The 23,958-nt window shown below is 33.5% G+C and carries 14 protein-coding genes and 1 pseudogene; 2 read left to right on the forward strand and 13 right to left on the reverse strand.

The window, feature by feature from the left end:
• Positions 1 to 237 precede the first annotated feature (237 nt).
• The gene (locus tag AC22L0_RS26085) at positions 238 to 1,542 is read left to right on the forward strand and encodes a CitMHS family transporter (RefSeq protein WP_000880474.1); all 1,305 of its coding nucleotides are present in this window, start codon (positions 238 to 240) and stop codon (positions 1,540 to 1,542) included.
• Between the two features lie 44 nt (positions 1,543 to 1,586).
• Here AC22L0_RS26085 and AC22L0_RS26090 read toward each other — a convergent pair whose 3' ends face one another.
• The 7 genes and pseudogenes from AC22L0_RS26090 to colA all read right to left on the reverse strand — a co-directional run bounded on the left by AC22L0_RS26090 (position 1,587) and on the right by colA (position 11,538).
• A complete protein-coding gene (locus AC22L0_RS26090; RefSeq protein WP_000503463.1) occupies positions 1,587 to 2,279 on the reverse strand; it encodes a response regulator in 693 nt (230 codons plus the stop codon).
• Positions 2,280 to 2,281: 2 nt separating this feature from the next.
• Positions 2,282 to 3,889: an ATP-binding protein gene (locus AC22L0_RS26095; RefSeq protein WP_080024498.1), complete on the reverse strand. Its 1,608-nt coding sequence runs from the start codon at positions 3,887 to 3,889 to the stop codon at positions 2,282 to 2,284.
• 151 nt (positions 3,890 to 4,040) lie between these two features.
• The gene (locus AC22L0_RS26100; RefSeq protein ID WP_372584125.1) at positions 4,041 to 4,988 is read right to left on the reverse strand and encodes a methyl-accepting chemotaxis protein; all 948 of its coding nucleotides are present in this window, start codon (positions 4,986 to 4,988) and stop codon (positions 4,041 to 4,043) included.
• Positions 4,983 to 6,017: pseudogene (locus tag AC22L0_RS26105) on the reverse strand (HAMP domain-containing protein); the annotation flags it as partial. The gene AC22L0_RS26100 and the pseudogene AC22L0_RS26105, both read right to left, overlap by 6 nt.
• Positions 6,018 to 6,258: 241 nt before the next feature.
• Positions 6,259 to 7,833 carry a flotillin lipid rafts scaffold protein FloT gene (gene floT, locus AC22L0_RS26110; protein WP_000155022.1) on the reverse strand — a complete coding sequence of 525 codons (1,575 nt, stop codon included), beginning with the start codon at positions 7,831 to 7,833 and terminating at the stop codon, positions 6,259 to 6,261.
• A 12-nt stretch (positions 7,834 to 7,845) separates the two neighbouring features.
• On the reverse strand, positions 7,846 to 8,394 hold the full coding sequence (locus AC22L0_RS26115; RefSeq protein WP_000242433.1) for an NfeD family protein: 549 nt from the start codon (positions 8,392 to 8,394) through the stop codon (positions 7,846 to 7,848).
• 246 nt (positions 8,395 to 8,640) lie between these two features.
• Positions 8,641 to 11,538, reverse strand: a complete 2,898-nt coding sequence (gene colA, locus AC22L0_RS26120; protein WP_087964822.1) for a collagenase ColA — start codon at positions 11,536 to 11,538, stop codon at positions 8,641 to 8,643.
• Between the two features lie 246 nt (positions 11,539 to 11,784).
• Between colA and opuD the strand changes: the two genes are divergently transcribed.
• Positions 11,785 to 13,335, forward strand: coding sequence for a glycine betaine transporter OpuD (gene opuD, locus AC22L0_RS26125; RefSeq protein WP_487272523.1), 1,551 nt, complete (start codon positions 11,785 to 11,787; stop codon positions 13,333 to 13,335).
• Between the two features lie 79 nt (positions 13,336 to 13,414).
• Here the strand turns inward: opuD and AC22L0_RS26130 are convergent, their stop codons facing one another.
• The 6 genes from AC22L0_RS26130 to trmL all read right to left on the reverse strand — a co-directional run bounded on the left by AC22L0_RS26130 (position 13,415) and on the right by trmL (position 23,920).
• Positions 13,415 to 14,284, reverse strand: coding sequence for a GNAT family N-acetyltransferase (locus AC22L0_RS26130; protein WP_000547924.1), 870 nt, complete (start codon positions 14,282 to 14,284; stop codon positions 13,415 to 13,417).
• Between the two features lie 161 nt (positions 14,285 to 14,445).
• Positions 14,446 to 17,196, reverse strand: a complete 2,751-nt coding sequence (locus AC22L0_RS26135; RefSeq protein ID WP_487272524.1) for a leucine-rich repeat domain-containing protein — start codon at positions 17,194 to 17,196, stop codon at positions 14,446 to 14,448.
• A gap of 128 nt (positions 17,197 to 17,324) precedes the next feature.
• Positions 17,325 to 18,500: a sporulation protein YhbH gene (yhbH, locus tag AC22L0_RS26140; protein ID WP_000503520.1), complete on the reverse strand. Its 1,176-nt coding sequence runs from the start codon at positions 18,498 to 18,500 to the stop codon at positions 17,325 to 17,327.
• Between the two features lie 452 nt (positions 18,501 to 18,952).
• Entirely contained in the window at positions 18,953 to 20,848 is a 1,896-nt protein-coding gene (locus AC22L0_RS26145; protein WP_000353273.1) for a PrkA family serine protein kinase, read from the reverse strand.
• Positions 20,849 to 21,234: 386 nt separating this feature from the next.
• Entirely contained in the window at positions 21,235 to 23,304 is a 2,070-nt protein-coding gene (locus tag AC22L0_RS26150; RefSeq protein ID WP_087964816.1) for a sensor domain-containing protein, read from the reverse strand.
• A 127-nt stretch (positions 23,305 to 23,431) separates the two neighbouring features.
• Positions 23,432 to 23,920: a tRNA (uridine(34)/cytosine(34)/5-carboxymethylaminomethyluridine(34)-2'-O)-methyltransferase TrmL gene (trmL, locus tag AC22L0_RS26155; protein WP_000538147.1), complete on the reverse strand. Its 489-nt coding sequence runs from the start codon at positions 23,918 to 23,920 to the stop codon at positions 23,432 to 23,434.
• Positions 23,921 to 23,958 lie beyond the last annotated feature (38 nt).

The raw sequence follows: 23,958 nt of genomic DNA on the forward strand, positions 1-23,958 counted from the left end.
TTTCACACTTCACTATTTTCATCTTATTCTACCATTCTTACGAGGAGCAGCTTACTTTTTAAAAATTCAAATTAACTACCATGAACAAAATGAACAAAATAAAAATTATGCTTCTAATGATGTTATTTTTCAAATTATTTACCATTTGAATAGATGCTTTTATTATAAATAAAAAACCTTTTTCTGAATTTTTATTCTATTTTGAAAGCGCAATCATTCTTTTGAGGGGGAAATTACATGTTAGCACTACTTGGATTTGCGATGGTATTTGTCTTTATGTTTTTAATTATGACGAAACGTATGTCAGCGCTAGTAGCATTAATATTAATTCCGAGTGTTTTTGCATTAATTGGCGGATTCTATGCCAATATGGGGCCTATGATGTTAGAGGGAATTCAAAAATTAGCACCTACTGGTATTATGCTTATGTTCGCTATTTTATATTTTGGGATTATGATTGATAGCGGTTTATTCGATCCTGTCATTAGTAAGATTTTAAAATTTGTAAAAGGAGATCCTTTAAAAATCGTTGTCGGAACGGCTATATTGACTATTATCGTTTCTCTAGATGGTGACGGTACAACAACATACATGATTACAGTTTCCGCAATGTATCCACTATATAAGCGCCTTGGAATGAACCCCCTCATATTAGCTGGAGTTGTTATGTTAGGGGCGGGGGTAACAAATCTTACACCTTGGGGTGGACCCACAGCTCGTGTTATGAGCGCACTTGGACTTGAGGCTTCTGAATTATTTACACCTCTTATTCCAGGAATGATTGCTGGTGCAATTTGGGTTGTTTTCGTTGCTTACTATCTTGGAAAAAAAGAAAGAAAACGTTTAGGAATTATGGATGTACAGTATTTAAAACAAATGCAAACAATGGATGAGCAAGCTGCAACTGTCGAAGCCGCAGTGCATAAACGTCCTAAACTTCTATGGATTAACTTTTTATTAACCGCTACATTACTTGTCTGTCTCATACTAGAAGTTATGCCGTTACCTGTTTTATTTACAGTCGCTTTTGCTATCGCTGTTATGATTAACTATCCAAACTTAGAGCAACAGAAAGAACGTATTGCTTCTCATGCAGGGAATGTATTAGCAGTTGTTTCTCTCGTATTTGCTGCCGGTATTTTCACTGGTATTTTATCTGGAACAAAAATGGTAGATGCCATGGCTAACAGTGTAGTAACTCTTATACCAGATGCACTTGGACCACAATTGCCAATTATTACAGCTCTTCTTAGTATGCCATTCACATTTTTCATGTCCAATGATGCATTTTACTTTGGGGTATTACCTATTTTAACTAAGGCTGCTGCTACTTACGGAATTAGTGCAGCTGAAATGGGACGTGCTTCCTTACTTGGGCAACCCGTTCACTTATTAAGTCCTCTTGTTGCATCCACTTATTTATTAGTTGGGATGGCAAAAGTTGATTTTGGTGAACATCAACGTTTTACTTTATTGTGGGCAGTTGGAACGACAATGGTGATGTTGATTACTGGCATTGTAATTGGGATTATTCCAATATAAGACGCAAAAAACAGTAGAAGAAATAAATCCTCTACTGTTTTTTATTATGAAGAAACAAGAAAATACCGTCTCTCCGGTCTCCCCACACTCCCATATATTAGCTCTGCGTGGACTTTCTTCCCAGATATTAAATACTCTAAATAGCGCCTTGCAGTTGATCGACTTACGCCTACCATTGAACTTAGTACCTCTGCTGTAATGCCTTCTTCATTAACTGTTAACATATGTTTTTTTATTTTTGCTAAAGTTAAGGGGTCTATCCCTTTCGGGGCATATTCCATTTCATTTCCCTTTACGCCTCTTTGAGACCATAAATGTTCTATTTGTTCTGTAGATAATTGATTATTTTTCTTCAGCTGCACAATCTTTTTTTGATAACTTTCCAAACTCGCCTTAAATCGATCAAACATTAGTGGCTTTACAATATAATCTGTTACTCCGCCCCGCAGGGCGTGCCTCACTACATCTGTTTCCGATGCCGCTGTAATCATAATAATATCTGTATCGTGCAAATGATGCCTAATATATGTGACAAGTTCCGTTCCTTGCATATCAGGTAAGTACACATCTAATAACACAAGCTGTGGCTTCACAAGCTCTAGCCATTCTTTCGCTTGTTCTCCAGTCGTTGCCGTTCCAATTACTTTAAATCCCTCAATTTTTTCAGTAAAACGACGATGAATGTCAGCAATCCGAATATCATCTTCTACAATTAATACTTCAATCTCCTCACCCATTACTATTCGCCTCTCTCTTTCGGTAGTGCAATAATAAATAACGCACCACCTAAATCCCCTTTTTCGATTGCAATACTTCCATTTAAATCTTCTACTAACTCTTTCACTTTTGCTAATCCATATCCTCGCTCTCCTCCTTCTTTCGTCGAAAAGCCTTTATAGAATATGCTAGTAATTATTTCATCATGAATCCCTTGCCCTGAATCTTCCACTTCAATTAATATTTCTTCTCCAATATCAGTTACAAACATCCTTACTCTCTTATCATTCTCTTCATTTTTTTCAATTGCTTCAAATGCATTCGTAATTAAATTTCCTAAAATAGAAACGACATAATTACTCTCAATATGTGGACTTAATTTGTGTAAACCACTTTCTCTATCTAGCATAAAATCAATCTTCAACTCTCGTGCTCTATTATAAAATCCAATTAAAATTCCACCTAGCCATGGATTTTGAATCCGCTTCATAATAAATTGAACAAAATCTTGATATACCGCTGTTTCCTTATGAATAAGCTCTAAAGCATCTTCGTATGATTCTAATTGGATAAGACCTGAAAGCGTATACAATAAATTGTTATATTCGTGCGCTTGCGCTCGTAATGCCTCTGTATATTGCTTCGTCTGAGATAATTCTGCTGTTAACTGATCCATTTCAGATTTCAAACGTAAGCTCGATACAACGCCAGTTACTTTATTCTTTACTTTAATAGGTAGACGGTTCGCAATAACAGCCTGTCCTTTTATATTTAATTGGCGATCAAACTGTTCTTCACCAGTTTGAAGTACATCTAGTATCGTTGAATTAGGAATTACATTTAAAATAAATTCCCCAATAATATTTTGTTGTTTATCTAGCGAAAGAATATCATAAGCTGCTTGATTGACTAAACTAATCATGCCATTTTTATCGATTACAATAATCCCTTCACGTACAGATTGAATCACTGTACTATGCTCTTCATATAAAGATGAAATTTCTTCTGGTTCCATACCGAACATCATTCTTTTTATACTTGCCGCTAAATATATAGAGCCGATTACTCCAATTAATAGGCCTATTATTGTAATCCAAAATACACGCTTTCCATACACCTCTACCGCTCCATGAATATCATCCATTGAAAATCCAACAGACACCACACCAATGATTTCATTTTCCTGATTACGGATTGGAACTTTTCCGCGTAATGAAGGGCCTAATGATCCAGTTGCTTTCGAAACATATGATTTTCCTTCTAATAAAACGCCTTTGTTATCTCCACCAATCATCGCTTCTCCTATTTTATCTCGCTCAGGATGTGCATATCGAATCCCCTCTTTATTTCCAACTACAATGAAGTCAGCCTCTGTATCCATTCGAATTCTTTCTGCAATCGGCTGAATAATAGAAGCTGGGTTTTCTTTTTGAAAAGCTTCCTTTATTTCAGGTATAGCAGCAACTGTTTTCGCAACATGCAAAGCCCTTTTGCCAATTTGCTCTTCTACCGTTTCAGATAATATGTAATAAAATAAATAACTCGTTAGCATAAGTACAACTAAAATAAGTGTACTAATAGTTAATGTAATTCTCGGTTGGAGTTTTAATTTTTTTAATTTCAAAACCATTCCCCTAACATGATTAAAGATAGAATTTAAAGAATATACAGTCTCTTTAATTATACTTAATCATAACACGGTTACTCTATATTTCTTTCTTTTTCTCTTCATAAAAAAAGAAACGAAGTAAAATTACTACCTCGTTTCTTAACATTCGTTATTACACTTTAAACTTACTAATCATCTCTTGTAATTCTTCTGCCATTTGTGATAAATGGACTGCTGCTGCATTTATTTCATCTACTGAAGCTAATTGTTCCTCAGAGGAACCAGCAATATTTTGAACGCTTGCTGCATTTTCTTCAATTGTAGCTGCAATTTCATTAATAGATGCACTTACTTGTTTTGCATCTACCGTCATTTGTTTTGCTACATCTACCATGTTATCAATTTGTACAACTGTATCATCCGTAGATTTCAATATTTCAGCAAAGCTTTGCTTCGTTTCATTTGCAACTACAAGTCCTGATTGTACTTCTACTCCAACTTGATTCATAGAGCTTACTGTTTCTTTTATATCAAATTGAATCTCTTTCACTAGTTTCCCAATTTCCGTAGAAGACTGTCCTGATTGTTCTGCTAGCTTTCGCACTTCATCTGCTACAATTGCAAATCCTCTTCCTTGCTCTCCAGCTCTCGCAGCCTCAATTGCCGCATTTAACGCTAATAAATTTGTCTGTTCAGCAATATGTTGAATCACTTCAAGGATTGCTCCAATTTGTTTCGACTTATCGTCTAACAAACCAATGATTTTGTCTGACTGCGAAACAGACTCATGAATTAATTGCATTTGATTCACAGTTTGTTCAACTAACTTCCCACCATTTTCAGCTTTTTTCTTCGTATACATAGAGGCTGTAGATACTAATGAAGAACTATCTGCAACACGCTGAATTCCTTCTGTAACTTCTTCTAACAATGTTGCTCCTTCTTCAACTTCTTTCGTTTGTATTTCTGCACCACTTGATACTTGCTCTATCGCCTGTGTAATTTGTTCCGTTGCTTCGCTTGTCTGCTTCATACTAGCTGTTAATTCTTCTGAAGATGCCGCTACATGACTTGCTGAAGTGTTTATATTGGAAATGACACTTTGTAACGATGCAGCCATCTCGTTAAAACTTTCTCCTAGCTGCCCAATTTCATCTTTAGAATGAACTGTAATTGACTCTGTTAAATCGCCTTCACTAATCTTTTTCGATGATATAACAAGTTGTTTTAACGGACTAATAATAGAAGCAATTATGAAGTAAATTAAAATCCCACCAATTACTAATGAAATACCAATAACAGTTATTGTTTTATAGAAAATAGGGTTAGCTGCTTCGATAATTTCTTTTGAAGGCATAATTCCTGCTATTTTCCATCCAGTTTTCTTATTCGTTTTAAAAGTGATATTGCGATCTTCACCATCTAATGAATAATAAAAATCTCCAGCTTCCTGTTTATACAATTCTTTACTAAGTTTCTCTTCTAATTTCTCTTCTGGCTTCATTTTCGGGTGCGCTACTACATTTTTATCTTGATCAAATATCGCTACATATCCTTCCTTACCGATATTAACCATCTTGGAAGTAGTAACAATATTATTAATGATTAAGTCAATCCCAAGAACTCCACTTTTATCCTCGTTTTGTTTTGCTAGTGTAATAACAATATTCCCTGTCGTTTTTGACTTATATGGAGCAGTTACAATTACCTCTCCACTTTTCTTCACGGCCTCTTTATACCAATCTCTTTCTGTAGGATTATATCCATCTGGCATCTGAATAGCTGGTGATTGAATGAACTGTCCATTACTAGATCCTGTATAGATTGCTTCCATTTCTGGATGCAGTTTATTGTATTCTTCTAGTTTATTTTGTATGTTTTGAATTTGATCTGCTTGGTAACTTGATTGTGTGAATAATTTCGTAAAATAAGTTGCATCTACTTTTTTACTATCCAATTCTTTATTAATTACATTATCCAAAATTTTTATATTATCTTTCGCCGAGTTTAAAATCGTTTCATTAAAATTCGTCTTCGCCTGTTGATAAGACGTCCAACCAATTACAATACTTGGAAGAATTAAAATGATAACAAATGACACAAGTAACTTTGTTTTTAAACTACTACTCCTTAATTTCCCTTGAAACATATTTCTACCCCTCCATACCGTTTTAAATGTAATTATCTCACATTTAATTTATTTATATAAATTACACGATTAATTGTATTAACTCTTTGTCTCTTTTTCTATTAAAGAGTTAATACATACCTTTTTCATTCTATATAAATTAAATAATTAAAACAATATATAAAAATGTATATTATTCGAAATATTATAATTCACAGAAGAACCTCCAGTATTTCACTTACTAGAGGTTCTTTCCACCTTACTATTCTTTATCTTTTTCTACTTCTTTTTTCTCATCTTCTACTACAGATACAACAGGTTTATCACTTGATAATTGCTGTACTGTTCCTTTTCCAGCAAATCCTTCTAATAACTCTTTTAAGTCAATTCCAGAAGAAGCTTTTAACGTTTCTTGCATCGTTGCCATTAAATCAGTTGCATAACCCGCAACTTTTCCGGCGCCGCTATTTTTACCACCGCCGCCTGTATCAACAACTGTAATTTTATCAATGTTACTAAGCGGACTTGCAACTTCCTTCGCATAACTTGGAAGCATTTTAAGAACCATATCCATAATTGCCGCTTGGCCATATAACTCAAATGCCTCTGCAATTTTTTGCTTCGCTTCTGCTTCTGCTAAACCTTTTAATCTAATAACATCTGCTTCCGCCGTACCTTGTGCTTTTTGTACTTCCGCTTTCGCTTGACCTTGCGCTTTTTCGATTTCCGCCTTCGCTAAACCTTCTACACGTACTTCTTCCGCACGAGCTCTCGCTTCAGCTTCAATCTTATATTGATCCGCATCTGCCTTTTTAATTTGTTTTACTTTTTCTGCTTCCGCTGATTGCTCAACAGCATAGCGATCTGCATCTGCTTTTTTCTTAACTTCTGCATCATATTGCTTTTCACGACGCGCAATCTCTTTTTCTTCTAACTCGATTTGCTTTTCACGCTCAATGATTTTAACGCGCATTTGCTCTTCTGTAACACCTTGTTGTGCTTTCGCTTGTTGTAATTCGTAAGAAAGATCCGCATCTGCACGGGCTTGCTCTTGTTCCCTCTTATAGGACTGTACTTTTAATTCTTTATGTTTTTCAGCTTCAGCGATTTGTGCATCACGTTGATATTCTGCTTCTTTTGCCTCTTTTTCAGCACGTGCTTTTTCAATACGTGCTTCTTTTTCACGCTCTGCGTTCGCAATTGTTGCATCACGCTTAACGGTCGCAATTTGCGGCTGACCAAGCGCATCTAAGTATCCGTTTTTATCCATTATTTCTTTAATTGTGAAAGAAACAATGCGAAGTCCCATCTTCTTTAAATCTGTAGAAGCTACTTCATGTACCTTTTGAGCAAATTGCTCTCTATTACTATACGCATCCTCTACTGTCATAGAAGATAAGATTGCACGTAAGTGACCTTCTAAAACCTCTTTTGCTTCTACTTTTAACTCTTCCGTTTCTTTTCCTAAATATTGCTCAGCTGCAGTAGATACTTCTTCAATTGTAGAACCTACTTTAATAATAGAAACACCATTTACTGTAACTGGAACACCTTGCTTCGTATACGTATCACGTGTACCAACTTCTAATTTGTAGTTTAATAGGCTTAAAGGTTCTGCTCTTTGCATAATTGGAACTACGAAAGTACCGCCCCCGCGGATAATCTTAATCTTCTTTCCATCATCAGTGGTAACAACATTCTTTCCTCCACCAAGCCAGTTCCCTGTAACAATTAACGCTTCATCTGGACCAACCGTACGATACTTCGTAATGAATACTAAAATGAGTAGAATTAAAATTGCCAGTAAAACTCCACCGATAATTAATGGAATCGTCATGTAAATTCCCCCTTATAATTTTGGTTTCTTTAAAGAATAAGCGATGTTTTGTACAAGTAAAACACCATCTTGGACTCCCTCGATAATAACCTCTGTTCCTTGCGAAATATCTTTTTTTCCAACTGTTTTAGCTGGGATTGCATTACTTCCAAATTGGGATGAAATTAATACTTCACCAAATCCTTCTGTAGGAATTGTCGTAATGACTTCTCCTTTGCAACCGATAAATTCATCCATACGTTGTACGGTATTTTGCTCTGCTTCTGCAATCGGTTTTAAAATTAGTATTTTCATGATGAAAACACCGATAAAAGATATAGCAAATGCAGCCCCAAAAATAGTAATACTATTAAAGGAAAACAAATATTCTCCTATATAACTAAGCCCACATAACATGGCGAAGAAACTAAGTAATAAAGTAACAACGGATACAGCTCCGCCCCCAAAACTAAATATCGATTCAAATATATCTCCAAAGAAGATATAAATAACAGTGAGTATAGTAGCAATAATAAATCCATATAAATAAATTGTTTCAAGTGGATAACCAAACAAGACCATTTCTTATCCCCCTTTCTTAAACAATCCCTTTTTTGTTATATGTATGCCCCACCTCTTTCAAAGATTATAGTTCTTAATTTTCAGTTATTTACCTTTTAAAGAAAAGCCTGTAAGACAGGCCTCTAAAAAAGAACAGGAGAAACCTATTGTGACAGGCTCCTCCTAGAAAATAACCGATATATTATATATCTATATAATATACTATTTTCCACAAAAAGTAAAGTTAAACATACATTGGAAAGACACTTATTTTACTGATAATTTGTACGTTCCATCACCATTATCATATTTATATACATACAAGTAATACTTGCCTGGTTTTGCATTAAATTTCGCTTCTATATGATTCCCATTGGCTTGACCGTAAGCTGCATAATTTTGCATATCTGATTCATGGTGAAGTACCCATGTCATCCCAATTCCATACTCATTTAAAACAGAAATGTCGATATCTTTCGCTGATGCTACATTAAATGTATAAACATCAGTGTGGTCCCCGCCAATAAGACTGCCTTTTATCGTACTATTTAGCCCGATACGATTTGCTTCTTCTGGACGATTATTTGGTTCTGATTCTGTTAAACTTCCATCTTTAATCGTAACAGTTGTTTCGCTTCTGCTCTCTTTGCCTTTATCATCTTTTACTCTTAACGATACTTTATAAGAACCTTCTCTTTCATATACATGTACTGGATTCACTTCTGCACTTGTGCTTCCATCTCCAAATTCCCATAAATAAGAAACAATTTTTCCATCTTCATCGTTTGAGCCATCACTTTTAAATTGAATTCCCTCTTTTACAAGACCGCTATAAGGGCCATTTATATTAACCGTTGGAGCTTTATTTTCTCCATCATCTTTTGCGATTCCATGGAAGACTACATCATATTCAAATTCATTTGAACTATTCACACGATAATTGACGAAGTATGCTGTAACAGTTTTGTAGCCACTCCATTCTTTTTGCGCCAATTGTTCTAAAGATTCATTTACTCTTTTACTCATTGCTTTCCAATCTTCTGATTCACCTTTTGTGACACTACCTGTATACGTACCTTCTAATGTAAATGTATTAAAGAATTGAGAATTATGTTTTGTCATTTTTGTATCTTTCATAGGCAACGTACCACTAATTTCTTTTTTCACTTCAGTTAACGATTTCGGTGCATGTTCAGCTAAATAATCATCTGCTACTTCCGGTACATTATATTTATCTTGATTATCAATTAACTGCTGCATATACTCTTGATACTCTTTATTTAACTTAGGATCTTTACTTAGATTTTCACGATATGCATCATAATTTTTCACGTCATTCGCACGAATCAAATCTTGAATTTTATCAAATGTTTCAAACTGATGCGTATATAAGTAAGACTGCAATGCGAACGAGTAATTATAGAAATCCCAAGAACCGTATTTAGCAAATAGTGTACGCTCTGCTGTATAACGGCTTGCAGGATCAGATGATAATCCGCTAATTATACTCTTTCTTGGTACAACGTTATTCGTACGAGTAGATCCTGCGAAAAACTCTGCATTTCCTTCTTGGAACCAAGTTAGCCTTTCATTTTGATACATATCTCCTCTTCCAAATAAACCAGGAACTTCATATCTCCCTTGCAGATAATGAGTAAATTCATGACGGAATAACTCTTCTAAACTATAAATACTTTGCTCTGGTGTACGCTCATATGTAAAGAATGTACCTGTCTCTTCAATATAAATTCCACCGTTGTTTGTTTCATATCCATACAATTGTCTATTTAACTGATATTCATCTGGACTATTATAAATTACGATCGTTAATACATCATCCGCATTTCCTGGCTCTAACGCTTTGTCATTTCCAATTACACGGTGATACTGTGCCTTTACTTCCTTCGCAGCCCAATATAGTCTCTTAATTTTTTCTTCTGATACTTTATCTCCTGTTTTGAACACAATTGATCCATCGTCGAATGTATACGTTTTTGGTAAGTATTGCTCTTTTCCTTCTTTACGTATTTTCTCTAAATCTACTGTATTCCCGCTATAATCTTTACCATTATAATTTGTTGTAATTTGTTCTACCGCAACAAAATACGGTTCACTTAAGCGCGGGTACATATGCATTGCTTGTGTAACAACCTCTAATCCTTTATTTGGATTGCTATGAAACTTCCCTAAACGGCTAGCAAAATAAATGCCATTATTAACGAGCCATTTATTTTCTGGCGTTACTTCATTTAGAAGAGCAATACGATTTATTTCATTAATAAACCCATCTACTTTTCCATACCACATCGTTTCATTCGCTTCTTTACGAGCCTCAGTTAAGTACGACTGTATATCATAGTCAATACCTTGCATAATATCGTATATTGCTTGTCCCTTCATTCGATCATTTACATAAGTAGTATAATTATCATTGTATTGCTTTAAAATATTCGATGCATATTGAACCGTTTCAACATCGCTTGAAGCATTACTAATTAATTTACCGTATGCAGATACGACTGTATCTTGTTCAACTGTACCAAGCTTAAAGTTTGGATTTTTTGCGATTGCTTTTAAAGCAGGTAAACATTTATCCTGGAAGCTTCTTTCATTTAAGTCGCTTAATTCACTATTATAAAATGCAAGATAAAAAGCTGAACGCAGCACTTCAGTAAACGTTTGAATTCCTTTTGAATCATCTTTCGTAAATGTACTACCTCTATGAGCTAATTCATCTATAATGACTTGCATTTTTCCTTTATCTTTATAAAAAGCCTTTGCATCTTCATTAAACTGGAATAAGTCTGTAATTTGGTGCCACTTAATACTGCCTAACGTTTCAACTAATTCTTGATCATTCATTTTGTTTAAATCAGCCATTGAATAGCTTTCTTTAACTTGCTTCACTGCAGTTTTCTTCGTAATAGATGCTGGTCGCTGTGAAAAATCTCCTACTTTTAAACGTTCTTGAAATGATAAAGTTTCATCAACTTTTGAAATATGTCCAACTTCATCTACCGACTTTTCAATTCCAACCGGTTTCGTTTTCAACACGTTATACGGTACTTTTTCTTCCGCTGCTGCATGAGTTTGAAGTGCGCCTAACGATAAAGCCATTGTACTAATGCTAAGCATCACTTTATTGATCTTTGATTTCTTGTTCATATCCTTGCCCCCTATTTTAATATTCCATTCAAGAATTTAACATAAAATCTGGATGTAACAATATAAAATGCAATATTTCATATTATTTTTTCCTATAATTTGTACATATCGTGAACACATTGCTCTTTACCTCCCTAAAACAAATTGCATCCTTTCACATTATAAAAAGGTAATTTTTTGACAATTAAAAACTTAATTGTTATGATTATTATAATTGTTAACTTTATTAAATAAGGGTGGGATTCTATGATAAAAAAAGAAAACAGTGTATTTTATATCTCCTTCTTGCTAACAACATTATTCATTATATGGGGAATTACCCCAGCAAGTTGGATACATGGCTACGATTTACAAAGTGTTACATCTTCTTTAAACTCATTTATCCTCAATAAATTTGGGTGGTTTTACTCTCTACTTATGACTACAATGATTATTTTGGCTGTTTATTTAGCATTTTCTAAGTACGGTTCTATTCGTCTTGGTAAAGATGGAGAAAAGCCAAAATATAATTATTCATCTTGGCTATCCATGTTGTTTGGGGCAGGAATGGGAATTGGACTCCTCTTTTATGGAATCGCTGAACCGATTTCACATTTTACAGATCCATTAACAGGAAAAGCGGGGACAGAGGAAAGTGCCAAACTCGCTATGCAATATTCATTTTTCCACTGGGGACTCTTTCCGTGGTCACTATACGCAATGGTTGCTTTAACAATTGCATATTTCACATTCCGCAAACAAAAAGGTAGCACTATCGGGGCTACAGTTACTCCATTATTTAATCGATCGAAAAATTCTCGTATCGGAAAAACAGTTGATATTCTAGCTGTTTTAGCCACAGTATTTGGCATTGTGCCATCTGTTGGGATTGGTGCTCAACAAATTGCTGGAGGATTAAGCTATTTATTCCCTTCTATTCATAACACTTTACTTACACAGCTCGTACTTATCGCCATCTTCGCCGTTTTATATTTAACGAGTGCACAAACTGGCTTAGATCGTGGGATTAAATATTTGAGTAACTTAAATTTCTCTCTTGCAGGTATTTTACTCGTCTCCTTTTTATTTTTAGGGCCAACCGTATTTATTATGAAATATTTCACATCTACACTCGGTTCTTATATTGGAGCTTTGCCTAGTATGGGATTAAATTTAGGAGCATTTAATGAAAAATCTTCTTCTTGGATTGAAAACTGGACTATTTTCTATTGGGGATGGTGGATTTCTTGGTCTCCATTCGTCGGTACATTCATCGCTCGTATTTCTAAAGGGCGCACAATAAGAGAATTTATTTTTGGAGTTGTATTAGTCCCGACTCTTATCTGTACATTTTGGTTTGCAGTATTTGGTGGTACCGCAATCCATATGGAAATGTTCCAATCGCTTGGAATAGCTGATGAAATTGCAAAAAATGGTACAGAGATTGGATTATTTGCTGTTATTTCACATCTACCATTCTCTACATTTTTAACGATTATCGGGTTAATTTTAGTAGCCACATTTTTCGTTACTTCTGCCGATTCAGCAACATTTGTTGTTTCAATGCAAACGAGTAACGGAAGTTTATCACCGAAAAATAGTTTAAAACTTATATGGGGATTAACAATCGCGATAATTGCCGCTATTTTATTACAAGCTGGAGGATTAAATGCACTACAAATCGCAGCTATAATTGCTGCGCTACCATTTTCTATTGTAGTCGTTCTTATGGTTACTTCACTCTTTAAAGAGCTACGAAAAGAAGATGTTAATTTGCAAACGAAAGAAGTGCCGAAAAAAATAAAAAAGGTTATGTAACGATTGGCGCCTCAAATCACTTCTAAATCCGCAATAAAACCCATTCATATGAAAGATCATTTTCATATGAATGGGTTTTTCACTCTATTATATAGTGTTGCAAACATGCTTTTTCCTCAAAACCTACTTTCTTGTACAATTTCATCGCACGATCATTATTCGTATTCAAACATAGTACTATCTCTCTCATCCCTTGGAAGGAGAAAATATACTGAATTGCCCCTTGTAATATCCGCTCTCCGACACCTTTTCTTCTACTATTTTCAGCGGTTGCAATAAATTCAATATTCGCTTCATGAAACTCCGGATTTACTTCAACATATACATAACCTTCTAACTTACCATTCTTCATACTTACAAATAATTTATTCGTATCACTTAAACGTTCAATGATTTCATTTCCTTCATAATATGTATTAGGAAAAATATTATTATGTAAAACAATAAACTGCTCAAATACTTGTTGAGATGCTTCCTCTACTTGATTTATTGTACATTGCTCCACATTAGTTTTCTTTAAAATTAAAACGCTATGTTTCTCTTGTTTTTTAGCTTGTAAATATTTCATAAAGTCGATGCCATTACTATTTTTCACGTGATAAAATCCATGAAACTTTTGAATATGAAGTGGAATTTTCTCGATAAGTTTCTTCCACATACTTAAAGCAATCTCTCCCCAATTCGAAGCTATAATAAAAGGCCCCCAAATCTCCGCACTTTCGCTTACCTTATCTATATCAAATCCTAATACACCTACAATTTCATTATTATCATTATAAGAAACGACAAAAGACTTCTCCCACCCTATATCAGAAAAACCATGAAGAATAGCGTCCAATATTTCTTCATGATTTTCCCCGCAATAACCAACATGCTGCGTAATATCTTTATTCATCATCGAAATAAATTCTGTAGCTTCTTCGATCTTTGAAATAGAATTAATATGCATAACTTCCCCTCCTTTTCTAATACACTTAGACAATCACTAGTAATATCCTTCTCTAGTAAAAAAAGACATCATCATATGCATGTTTCTAATAAAACCGCCATGATAATGTCTTCTCAAAAAAGAAAAAATTAATTATATATAATAATAAGATTAAACGTTATTTATTTCTTAAATAATCTCTTTCTAAATACGAACATACTTAGTGCGGAAAGAACAAGTGTTATGCCAGAAAGTAAAGTCGAAGTGCTAGCTTCACCGCCTGTTGATGGTAAAAATTTCTTGCCTTCCTCTGGCTTATTAGTATGTTGTTTATTTAAAGTGTCTGCTTTTCTTCCCTCGTTTTCAACAACTTGATTATTCCCTTTTGGCTCTTGATCCAATCCTGTTGCTGATTCTTTTACTTCTTTCTTTGGTTCTTTCGATCCTTCAACTTCTTTTACCGGCTCTTTTTCTTCTTCTTTTGCTTCTTCAACTTCTTTTACCGGTTCTTTCACTTCTTCTTTTGTTTCTTCAACTTCTTTTGTTGGTTCTTTCACTTCTTCTTTTGTTTCTTCAACTTCTTTTGTTGGTTCTTTCACTTCTTCTTTTGCTTCTTCAACTTCTTTTACCGGTTCTTTTACTTCTTCTTTTTCCACTATATTCTGTATAACTGTTCCGTTAAACCTTATGCTAATTTCATCAGAATCTAAATCAAATTTATACACCTTTTCACCTAGCGTATTCCATTTTATTACTCCGTTATTAAACGTCCCTCCCTCACTTGTCAATTGAATATTTTCAATACTTTCTCCTTCTAAATCATATACAGGAACTTGAATTTCTTCGTTTATTTTTGCATCATTTAAAATGATATTTTGTCTTCCAACATCAATTGTAAACCACTGCCCTAATTGTATTAACGGCCTGACATCACGAATCTCATTCCCAGCTAGATTTAAGCTAAATAAGTTTAGCATGGAACCAATAACCGTTACATCTTTAATATGATTGTCCGCAAGATTTAACCACTGTAAATTTTCCAATGAAGATAGTGGTGTTATATCTTCAATTTGATTATGAGATACATTCACATTATTCAATTGTTTCAAGTTTGAGATGAACTCAATATTTTTCAGGCCTACTCCTTCTAAAGTGAGTTTTTCTAAGTTCGTCATGTACTCTAAACCTGTTATATTTTTTATCTCATTTCCATTTTCTTTAAGTATCTCTAATTTTTTAATCTGTAATAAATCTTCTTTTGTAATAGGAGCGTTTAAATTCTCTCTACCTAAATTCTCTTTATTAATATGTTGTTGTAAAGTTTTATCGAGAATTACATTTTGACTTTCTTTTTGTTTTTCAACTATATTCTGTATAACCGTACCATTAAATCTTATTTTACTTTCAGTAGAATTAGTATCTAGTTTAAATTCATATATTTTTTCTCCAGGACTATTCCATTTTATAAATCCGTTATTCAGAGTAGCCCCTTCACTTTGCAAATTAATATTTTGAAGTGGCTCTCCTTTAAGGTTGTATACTGGGATTTTTATTTCTTCATCTACGCTTCCTTCATTTAAAAAGATTTTTTGTCTTTGAATATCAATTGAAATTCGCTTACCTAATTCCTCAACAGGCCTTACGTCAAAAATTTCATTTGCTCCAAGATTTATCTCATGTAAATTTGTTAAAGTGCTCAACGGCGATATATCAGAGATATAATTCTCTTCTAAATTCAGCACTTGTAAATTTCCTAATTGCGATAATGATGATATATCTTTTATTTCACTATCAGAAATTTCTAGTTCAATAAGATTACTCATTTTACTAATAGATTCAACATTATTAATTTTATTGTTCCCTATCCATAATAATTCCACATTATTTAATCGATCAATTCCCGTAAGATCACTGATTTGATTATTTGCTAAGTATAATTGTTTCATAGTTGATACTGTAAATAATGGCTGGATATCTTTAATGTTATTACCGATTAAATCTAATGTTTTAATTTTTTTCATTTTACTTAATGGTGTAAGATCAGAAATTTTATTATCTCTTAAAAAAAGCATATTAATATTCTCTAACTGCTCAATTGGGTGAATACTTTCAATTGAATTAGACGTTAAATCAACGTACTTCAAACCTCTCAACTTCGAGATGGCTGATATGTCTTTTACATTAGACTCTCGTAACGTCAACTTCTCTAAGTTTGTCATATACTCTAAACCAGTTATTTTATTTATTCCTTTACCTGAATAAATGGATAACGTTTTAATTTGTAATAAATCTTTCTTTGTGATTGGCGCATCTACATTATCTCTATTTAAGTTATATTTATTAATATATTTTTGTAATTGCTTATCTAATATTACATTTCCGTTTTCATCTTGTTGCTCCTCTTTATTTTCCTTTTGTTTTTCTGGAACATTGTTCTCTAAATTCAATGTATTTACTTCAAACTGTACTTGGTACTTATTATCATAGGCCATTGTTGGAATATAAATATGCATTCGCATATTATACCTTTTTCCTAATTCCCCTACTTCAAACTGAATCACTTTCGTTCCATTTTTCTTTTTATCTTCTGATATTACTTTCACATCATGAAACACACCTGGAGTATGAATATCCTCTGTTTTCAAGTATTGAAAGAAATCACTATCACTTAATGTTGCTGTTACAATTTTCTTTCCATTCTCAATTGTTAATTTCGGATCCTTTATATAAACAGCTGCCATAGACTCTTCATTCGTTTTATCTTTATACGCTTTAATAACAGCGTCATATGTACCATCTTCTAAACCTTGTCCAGTTTTATTCGCCTCAATTGCTACTGCCGCTAAAGCAGGTGTTGAATAAACAGCAAACGGAAGTGATAACGCTGCCGCTATAATCATTGCATTTATACGTTTTCTTTTATTTTGTTTCAACTTTACATCTCCTCCGAAATATATAATTCGAAATGTAATCATTTCTCGAATAAATGACAATGATTTTCATTATCATTGTCAACTAGGAAAATAAAAAGTTTACAAAAAAAGAACCTCTTTAAAAGAGGTTATGCCATTTTCTCACCTGATTCTTCTCTAAAAAAGCTTTTCATCGCATGAAATACGTCTGCTTTTTGCTTTAAAATATAGTATCTAAAGTTTTCATCTTTAATATTTTTATAGGCTGACATGAGTGTACTATGGCGGTTGTACTGGTTCACTTCCCCATACCCAAACATATTACACTTCTTCATTAGCTCTTCAACAAGTTTTACACATCTAGCATTATCTGATGTTAAATTATCACCATCTGAAAAATGGAATGGATAAATATTATAGCGGTCTGGTGAATATTTATTATCGATAAGTTCTAATGCTTTTTTATATACGGAAGAACATATCGTTCCGCCACTTTCTCCTTTTGAGAAAAATTCTTCTTCTGTAACGACTTTCGCTTCTGTATGATGAGCAATAAATTCAATATCAACTGTTTCATACTTTGTGCGTAAAAATCTTGTCATCCAGAAAAAGAAGCTACGTGCCATATATTTCTCCCATATTCCCATCGATCCACTCGTATCCATCATCGCTAATACAACAGCTTTTGAATCTGGCTTTAATACTTCATTCCAAGTGCGGAACTTTAAGTCTTCTTGGTGAATTGGATGAAAAGATGCTTTACCACTCATTGCATTTCGTTTATATGCGGATATCATTGTTCTTTTCTTATCGATATTTCCCCATAATCCTGTTTTTCTAATATCATTAAATTCAACATGTTCAATCCGGTTTTCATCCATTTCTTTTCTCTTTAAATTAGGCAGTTCTAACTCTCTGAAAAACGCTTGCTCTAATTCTAAAATAGAGACTTCAGCTTCATAGTAATCTTCCCCAGCTGCATCTCCTGCTCCTTGCCCTTTTCCTGGCCCTTTTTGTTTTTGACCACCTGATCCATCTCTCGCAACGACATCACCAACTTTGCTGTCACCGTTTCCTTGCCCAACATGTTTATTTTTATCATAATTGTATCTAATCTTATATTCATCTAGAGAACGAATTGGTATTTTTACAACATCCTTGCCATTAGACATAACTATACTTTCTTCTGTTACAAGATCGGGTAAATTATTTTTAATTGCCTCTTGTACTTTTTCTTGATGGCGCTGTTGGTCGTCATATCCTTTGCGATGGAGGGACCAGTTTTCCTGTGAAATCGTATAATTTGGTTGATTTTCTTCGCCCATTCCTTTCCCTCCTTACTGTAATTGTCTTCCTGTATGAACAGCAATCTATAAATTTTGTTCTGTAATGTGCAAGCTAGAATGTTTGAAAGGTAACTGCCCACAGAAAATCATCCCATAAACATTTATAACGTTTTTCATACAATACCCCGAGCATCCTAAACAAAATTTTGCCACTCACATAATAGAAAGAAATATTCAGCCACTGATAAGAAAGAAACACAATGCATTGTTGCACACATTTTTACTTTGCAACATATTGTATTGTGTTGGCTTTTTTCGTATGAATGGTTGGTTACTCTATCATATGCATATTGTAAAAATAATTGACAATAAATTCATAAAATTGCATCTTAATTTATTATATTTGGACAAGGTATGACACTTTATACACATATGAACGGATAATAAAACGCTGTCCCGCAAAATACAAGAGACAGCGTTTTGTTATCAAACTATCTGTTTAACAAGCTACCTACATAGCGTAGTAATTCATTTGCTGAAGAAGAATTATAGCCATGCTCATCAATTAAACGCGCAACAACATCATTGATTTTCTTAAGCTGATTTTCGTCCGGCGTTTTCGTTGATGTTGTAATTTTCACTATATCTTTTAAATCAGCAAATAGTTTTTTCTGAATCGCTTCACGAAGACGTTCATGTGAATTATAATCAAAGCGTTTTCCTTTACGGGCATAAGCAGAAATGCGAATTAAAATCTCTTCACGGAACGCTTTCTTAGCATTTTCTGAAATTCCAATTTGCTCTTCAATTGAGCGCATTAATTTTTCATCTGGACTCATTTCTTCTCCTGTTAACGGATCACGTAATTTCGATTTATTGCAGTACGCCTCGACGTTATCTAAGTAATTATCCATAAGCGTCTTAGCTGATTCTTCATATGAATAAACAAACGCTTTTTGTACTTCTTTCTTCGCGATTTCATCGTATTCTTTTCTCGCTAATGAGATGAAGTTCATGTAACGTTCACGGTCTTCATTACTAATGGATGGATGCTGATCTAGCCCATCTTTTAAAGATCTAAGTACATCTAACGCGTTAATAGATGGTACCTCTTTTCGAATGATTGTAGACGAAATTCGGTTAATGACATAACGAGGATCAATACCCTTCATACCTTCATCTTGATATTCGCGTTGTAATTCTTCTACATCAATCGCATTATAACCTTCTACCGTTTCTCCATCATACAAACGCATCTTTTTAATTAAATCAATATCCGGACGCTTCGGATCTTTTAAACGAGTTAAAATGGTGAACATTGCTGCAACGCGAAGTGTGTGTGGTGCAATGTGAACATTCGATACATCACTTTCACGAATCATTTTTTCATAAATATGTTCTTCTTCACTTACCCGTAAATTATAAGGAACTGGCATTACAATAATTCTTGAGTGCAATGCTTCATTTTTCTTATTTGCTATAAATGAGCGATACTCTGTTTCATTCGTATGCGCTACAATTAATTCATCTGCTGAAATAAGCGCAAATCTTCCCGCTTTGAAATTCCCTTCTTGCGTAAGCGATAATAAGTGCCATAAAAACTTCTCATCGCATTTTAACATCTCTTGGAACTCCATCATTCCTCGGTTTGCCTTATTTAATTCTCCATCAAATCGATACGCACGCGGATCTGATTCTGAACCATATTCTGCAATCGTAGAAAAGTCCAGACTACCTGTTAAATCTGCAATATCCTGTGATTTTGGATCAGACGGGCTAAATGTACCAATCCCTGTACGGCGATCTTCAGAGAAGAAAATACGCTCTACAACTACATCCTCAATTCTTGATCCGTATTCTTGCTCTAAACGCATGACATTTAGTGGTGATAAATTCCCTTCAATTCTAACCCCATACTCATCAAAGAAATCATCTCGTAAATGATGTGGAATTAAATGCAGTGGATCCTCGTGCATTGGACATCCTTTAATTGCAAAAATTGCTCCGCGATCTGTTCTTGAATATGTTTCTAATCCTCGTTTCAACATTGTAACTAACGTTGATTTCCCTCCACTAACAGGACCCATTAATAATAAAATTCTTTTTCTAACATCTAATCGTTTTGCAGATGGATGAAAATATTCCTCTACAAGACGTTCTAGAGCATCCTCTAATCCAAAGAGCTGATTACTAAAGAAGTTATACTTTCTTCTACCATCAACTTCTTCAATTCCAGCATCTTTTATCATATTGTAAATGCGAGAGTGTGCTGTTTGAGCCACCCATGGTCTTTCTTTCACAAGCTCCAAATACTCCGCAAACGTACCTTCCCATTGTAAACGCTCTTCTGCTGCTCGATGCTGTTCAATCTTTTTTAGAATATCCATTATAGCTCCTCCCCCATCTCCTTGTTCAATCGGATTATTATAAAAGGTATGCTAGGATGTCCTTAAACATTCTTTAAATCAAAACGAAATATATAATAGCACACTAAAATTCTCTCCAAAATTCAAAGAAAATTCTGTATAATATAGGTATTAACGTTTTTACACTGCTATTCATTATAAATAAATTCTTTTCTTCTAAGAACCTTACATACATTTTGGGTAATAAATAAAACTCATGAACCGAAAAAAGTAAGGAGGATATTAGTATGAAATTATTATTAATTTTAGGTGTATCACTCACATTTCTTACAGCTATTTTTACATCCGGTTACAATGACAAACCAGGTACACATAAAAAATGATGTGCTTTTAGCACATCATTTTTTTTATTTATAATACATATTTTCCATATCATATTTGGATAGTGGTCGGCTATAATAATAACCTTGTACAAGCTTCACATTCTTTTCTTTCAAAAACTGTATTTGCTCCTTTTTTTCTACTCCTTCTGCAATTACATTTAATTCTAAAGTATGAGCTAAATGAATAATTGCAGCTGTAATATTCGTATCACGTTCATCTATATGTATACCTTCCATAAAAGAACGATCAATTTTTAAAGTATCAATTGGATATGTTTTTAAATAACTTAAAGATGAATAGCCTGTTCCAAAATCATCTAAATGAATCTTTAAATTTTGCTCTTTTAATTGTAGTAACACTCTCTTCGATATATCTTTATGTATAAGAGCTCCTTCTGTAACCTCTATCGCTAATAAATGAGTTGGTACATTGTACTTATTTAAAGCCCGTGTAATCATCTCTATTAATGTAATAGAACGAAAGTGTCTAGCTGAAATATTAACTGCAATTGGGACCACATCATACCCTTTATTTAACCATTCGCGCAATTGCTGACACACTTGATTTACTACCCATTCATCCAGCTTAATAATAAATCCTGTTCTTTCTGCCAACGGAATAAATTGGTTTGGAGAAACAAATCCTAATTCCTTATTCTCCCACCTTATTAAAGCTTCCATACTAGCTATTTTTTTCGTTTCAATATTAATTTGTGGCTGATAATATAAGAAAAATTCATTTTTTTCTATAGCACGATGTAATTGATTTTCTATTATAAACCTTTGTTCACGCTCACAGTCTAATCCACTACAATAAAAATGATAATGTCCTTTTCCTTTTTCTTTTGCTTTTTCTAAAGCAGCATCGACTCTCTGAAATAGTATTTTTTCATCTTCTCCATCTGCTGGAGCCATTACAATTCCAATTGACGCGCTTAAATATACATCTTCTTCTTCGATTACAAAATATTCACTAATGTTTTTTAATATGCTTTTTGCAACTTCCTCTACATATTCTTTCGTTATATTTTCTATCAACATAACAAATTGATCATCGTGTTCTCTAAATAAGTGCATATCTTCTATTTTTAGATTACTTAAACATTCTGTAACTTTTTGTAATACTTTATCTCCCTCTTTATGACCAAATGTATCATTAATACGATGAAACTCATCTAAATCTATAAATACAAGTGCAAAATTTACACTCTCATTTAAAAAAGTATTTAACTTATTTGTACATGAAATTCTATTCATTAATCCCGTTAACTGGTCATAGTAAGCTAAATATTCTGTTCGCATTTCGTTTAATACTTGCCTTGTAACATCTCTCGTAACAATATAAATCCCAACAATTTCACCGTTCACAATAATCGGGATAGTTCTCAAAGAAATATATAGCTCGTACCCTTCTTTATGAACATATTTCTTTGAAACAATTTGTTTTGCTTTTCCTTGCATCGATCCCTTAAATATAATTTGAAAATCTTTTTCATATTCTTTATTAATGAACTCAAAAATAAATTTATTATTTAATTCTTCATACCGGTATCCAAATATTTCATACGTTGCCGGATTTGCATATGTAACTCTCCCTATAGAATCTATAGATATAATTGAGTCATTATTATATTCCAGTAACGACTTAAATAACATTTGTTTTTCCTGTATCTCTGTCTTCTCCTCAATTTGAGCTGTAATATCTCTTGTAATACAAATAACAAATTGACATATTCCTTCTTCGTCGCAGACAGGATTAAGTGAAGATTCATAATGTATCTCACCTTTTGGTAAATTGACTACATCACAAAAGGTGTGTGCTTTCGCTTCTCTCACTACTTTTGCATATTGCCTTTGCAATATCCCCGCTATATCTTTTGGTAATACTTCTGCAAAAGTTTTTCCATAGCACTCTTCGCTTAACCTAGCATAATCCATTCCTATTTTATTCACATACATATATTGAAACGTTTCATTATCAATAACTTTCAATATGAATACTAAATCTTGAATAGCATGTAATAATCCTTGTCTAATTAAATCCATATCTATCATACTTAAAAAGGTATTTTGATTACTATATTCTTCCTTCATATTTATCTCAACCCGTCTTATCTATTTTTAATCATATATCCCATTCTATATGATTATGTCCCCTCTTTTAAATGTATGATTATATATTATTTTTATTTTTAAAAAAAAAGTCGCCATATGGCGACTTTTAATAAACGATTTCTAAATCTAATCCAGGGTAATTTTGTTGACGAAACGCTTCATAAATTAAAATTGCTGCTGTATTAGATAAATTTAATGAACGTACTTTATCTGTCATTGGAATACGTAAACAATGATCAAAGTTTTCTTCGATTACATTAGCTGGTAAGCCGTTTGTTTCTCTTCCAAATACAAAATAGTAATCCTTCTCGCGCTTGCTATAGTCAAACGCTGTATGAGCTTTCTCGCCATACTTTGTTAAATAGAAGAATTCACCGTCTTTATTTTTTTCATAAAATTCTTCAATTGAATCATAGTACGTAATTTTTACGTGCTGCCAATAATCTAATCCTGCACGCTTTAACATTTTATCATCCGTTGAAAATCCAAGCGGTCTAATCAAATGTAATTCTGTTCCAGTTGCTGCACAAGTACGAGCAATATTCCCTGTATTTGCTGGAATTTCTGGCTGATATAAAACAACATGTACTCCCACGCGATATTCACCTCTGTTTTTTGTCTACTACGTATTAT

The organism is Bacillus sp. LQ01, from assembly GCF_057624735.1.

Coding starts and splice junctions, on each gene's coding strand:
- yhbH (WP_000503520.1), bottom strand. CDS start 18,500: ATGGGCGAAGAAAATCAACCAAATTATACGATTTCACAGGAAAACTGG.
- colA (WP_087964822.1), bottom strand. CDS start 11,538: ATGAACAAGAAATCAAAGATCAATAAAGTGATGCTTAGCATTAGTACA.
- opuD (WP_487272523.1), top strand. CDS start 11,785: ATGATAAAAAAAGAAAACAGTGTATTTTATATCTCCTTCTTGCTAACA.
- AC22L0_RS26095 (WP_080024498.1), bottom strand. CDS start 3,889: ATGGTTTTGAAATTAAAAAAATTAAAACTCCAACCGAGAATTACATTA.
- AC22L0_RS26145 (WP_000353273.1), bottom strand. CDS start 20,848: ATGGATATTCTAAAAAAGATTGAACAGCATCGAGCAGCAGAAGAGCGT.
- floT (WP_000155022.1), bottom strand. CDS start 7,833: ATGACGATTCCATTAATTATCGGTGGAGTTTTACTGGCAATTTTAATT.
- AC22L0_RS26150 (WP_087964816.1), bottom strand. CDS start 23,304: ATGAAGGAAGAATATAGTAATCAAAATACCTTTTTAAGTATGATAGAT.
- AC22L0_RS26130 (WP_000547924.1), bottom strand. CDS start 14,284: ATGCATATTAATTCTATTTCAAAGATCGAAGAAGCTACAGAATTTATT.
- AC22L0_RS26090 (WP_000503463.1), bottom strand. CDS start 2,279: ATGGGTGAGGAGATTGAAGTATTAATTGTAGAAGATGATATTCGGATT.
- AC22L0_RS26115 (WP_000242433.1), bottom strand. CDS start 8,394: ATGGTCTTGTTTGGTTATCCACTTGAAACAATTTATTTATATGGATTT.
- AC22L0_RS26085 (WP_000880474.1), top strand. CDS start 238: ATGTTAGCACTACTTGGATTTGCGATGGTATTTGTCTTTATGTTTTTA.
- AC22L0_RS26100 (WP_372584125.1), bottom strand. CDS start 4,988: ATGGCTGCATCGTTACAAAGTGTCATTTCCAATATAAACACTTCAGCA.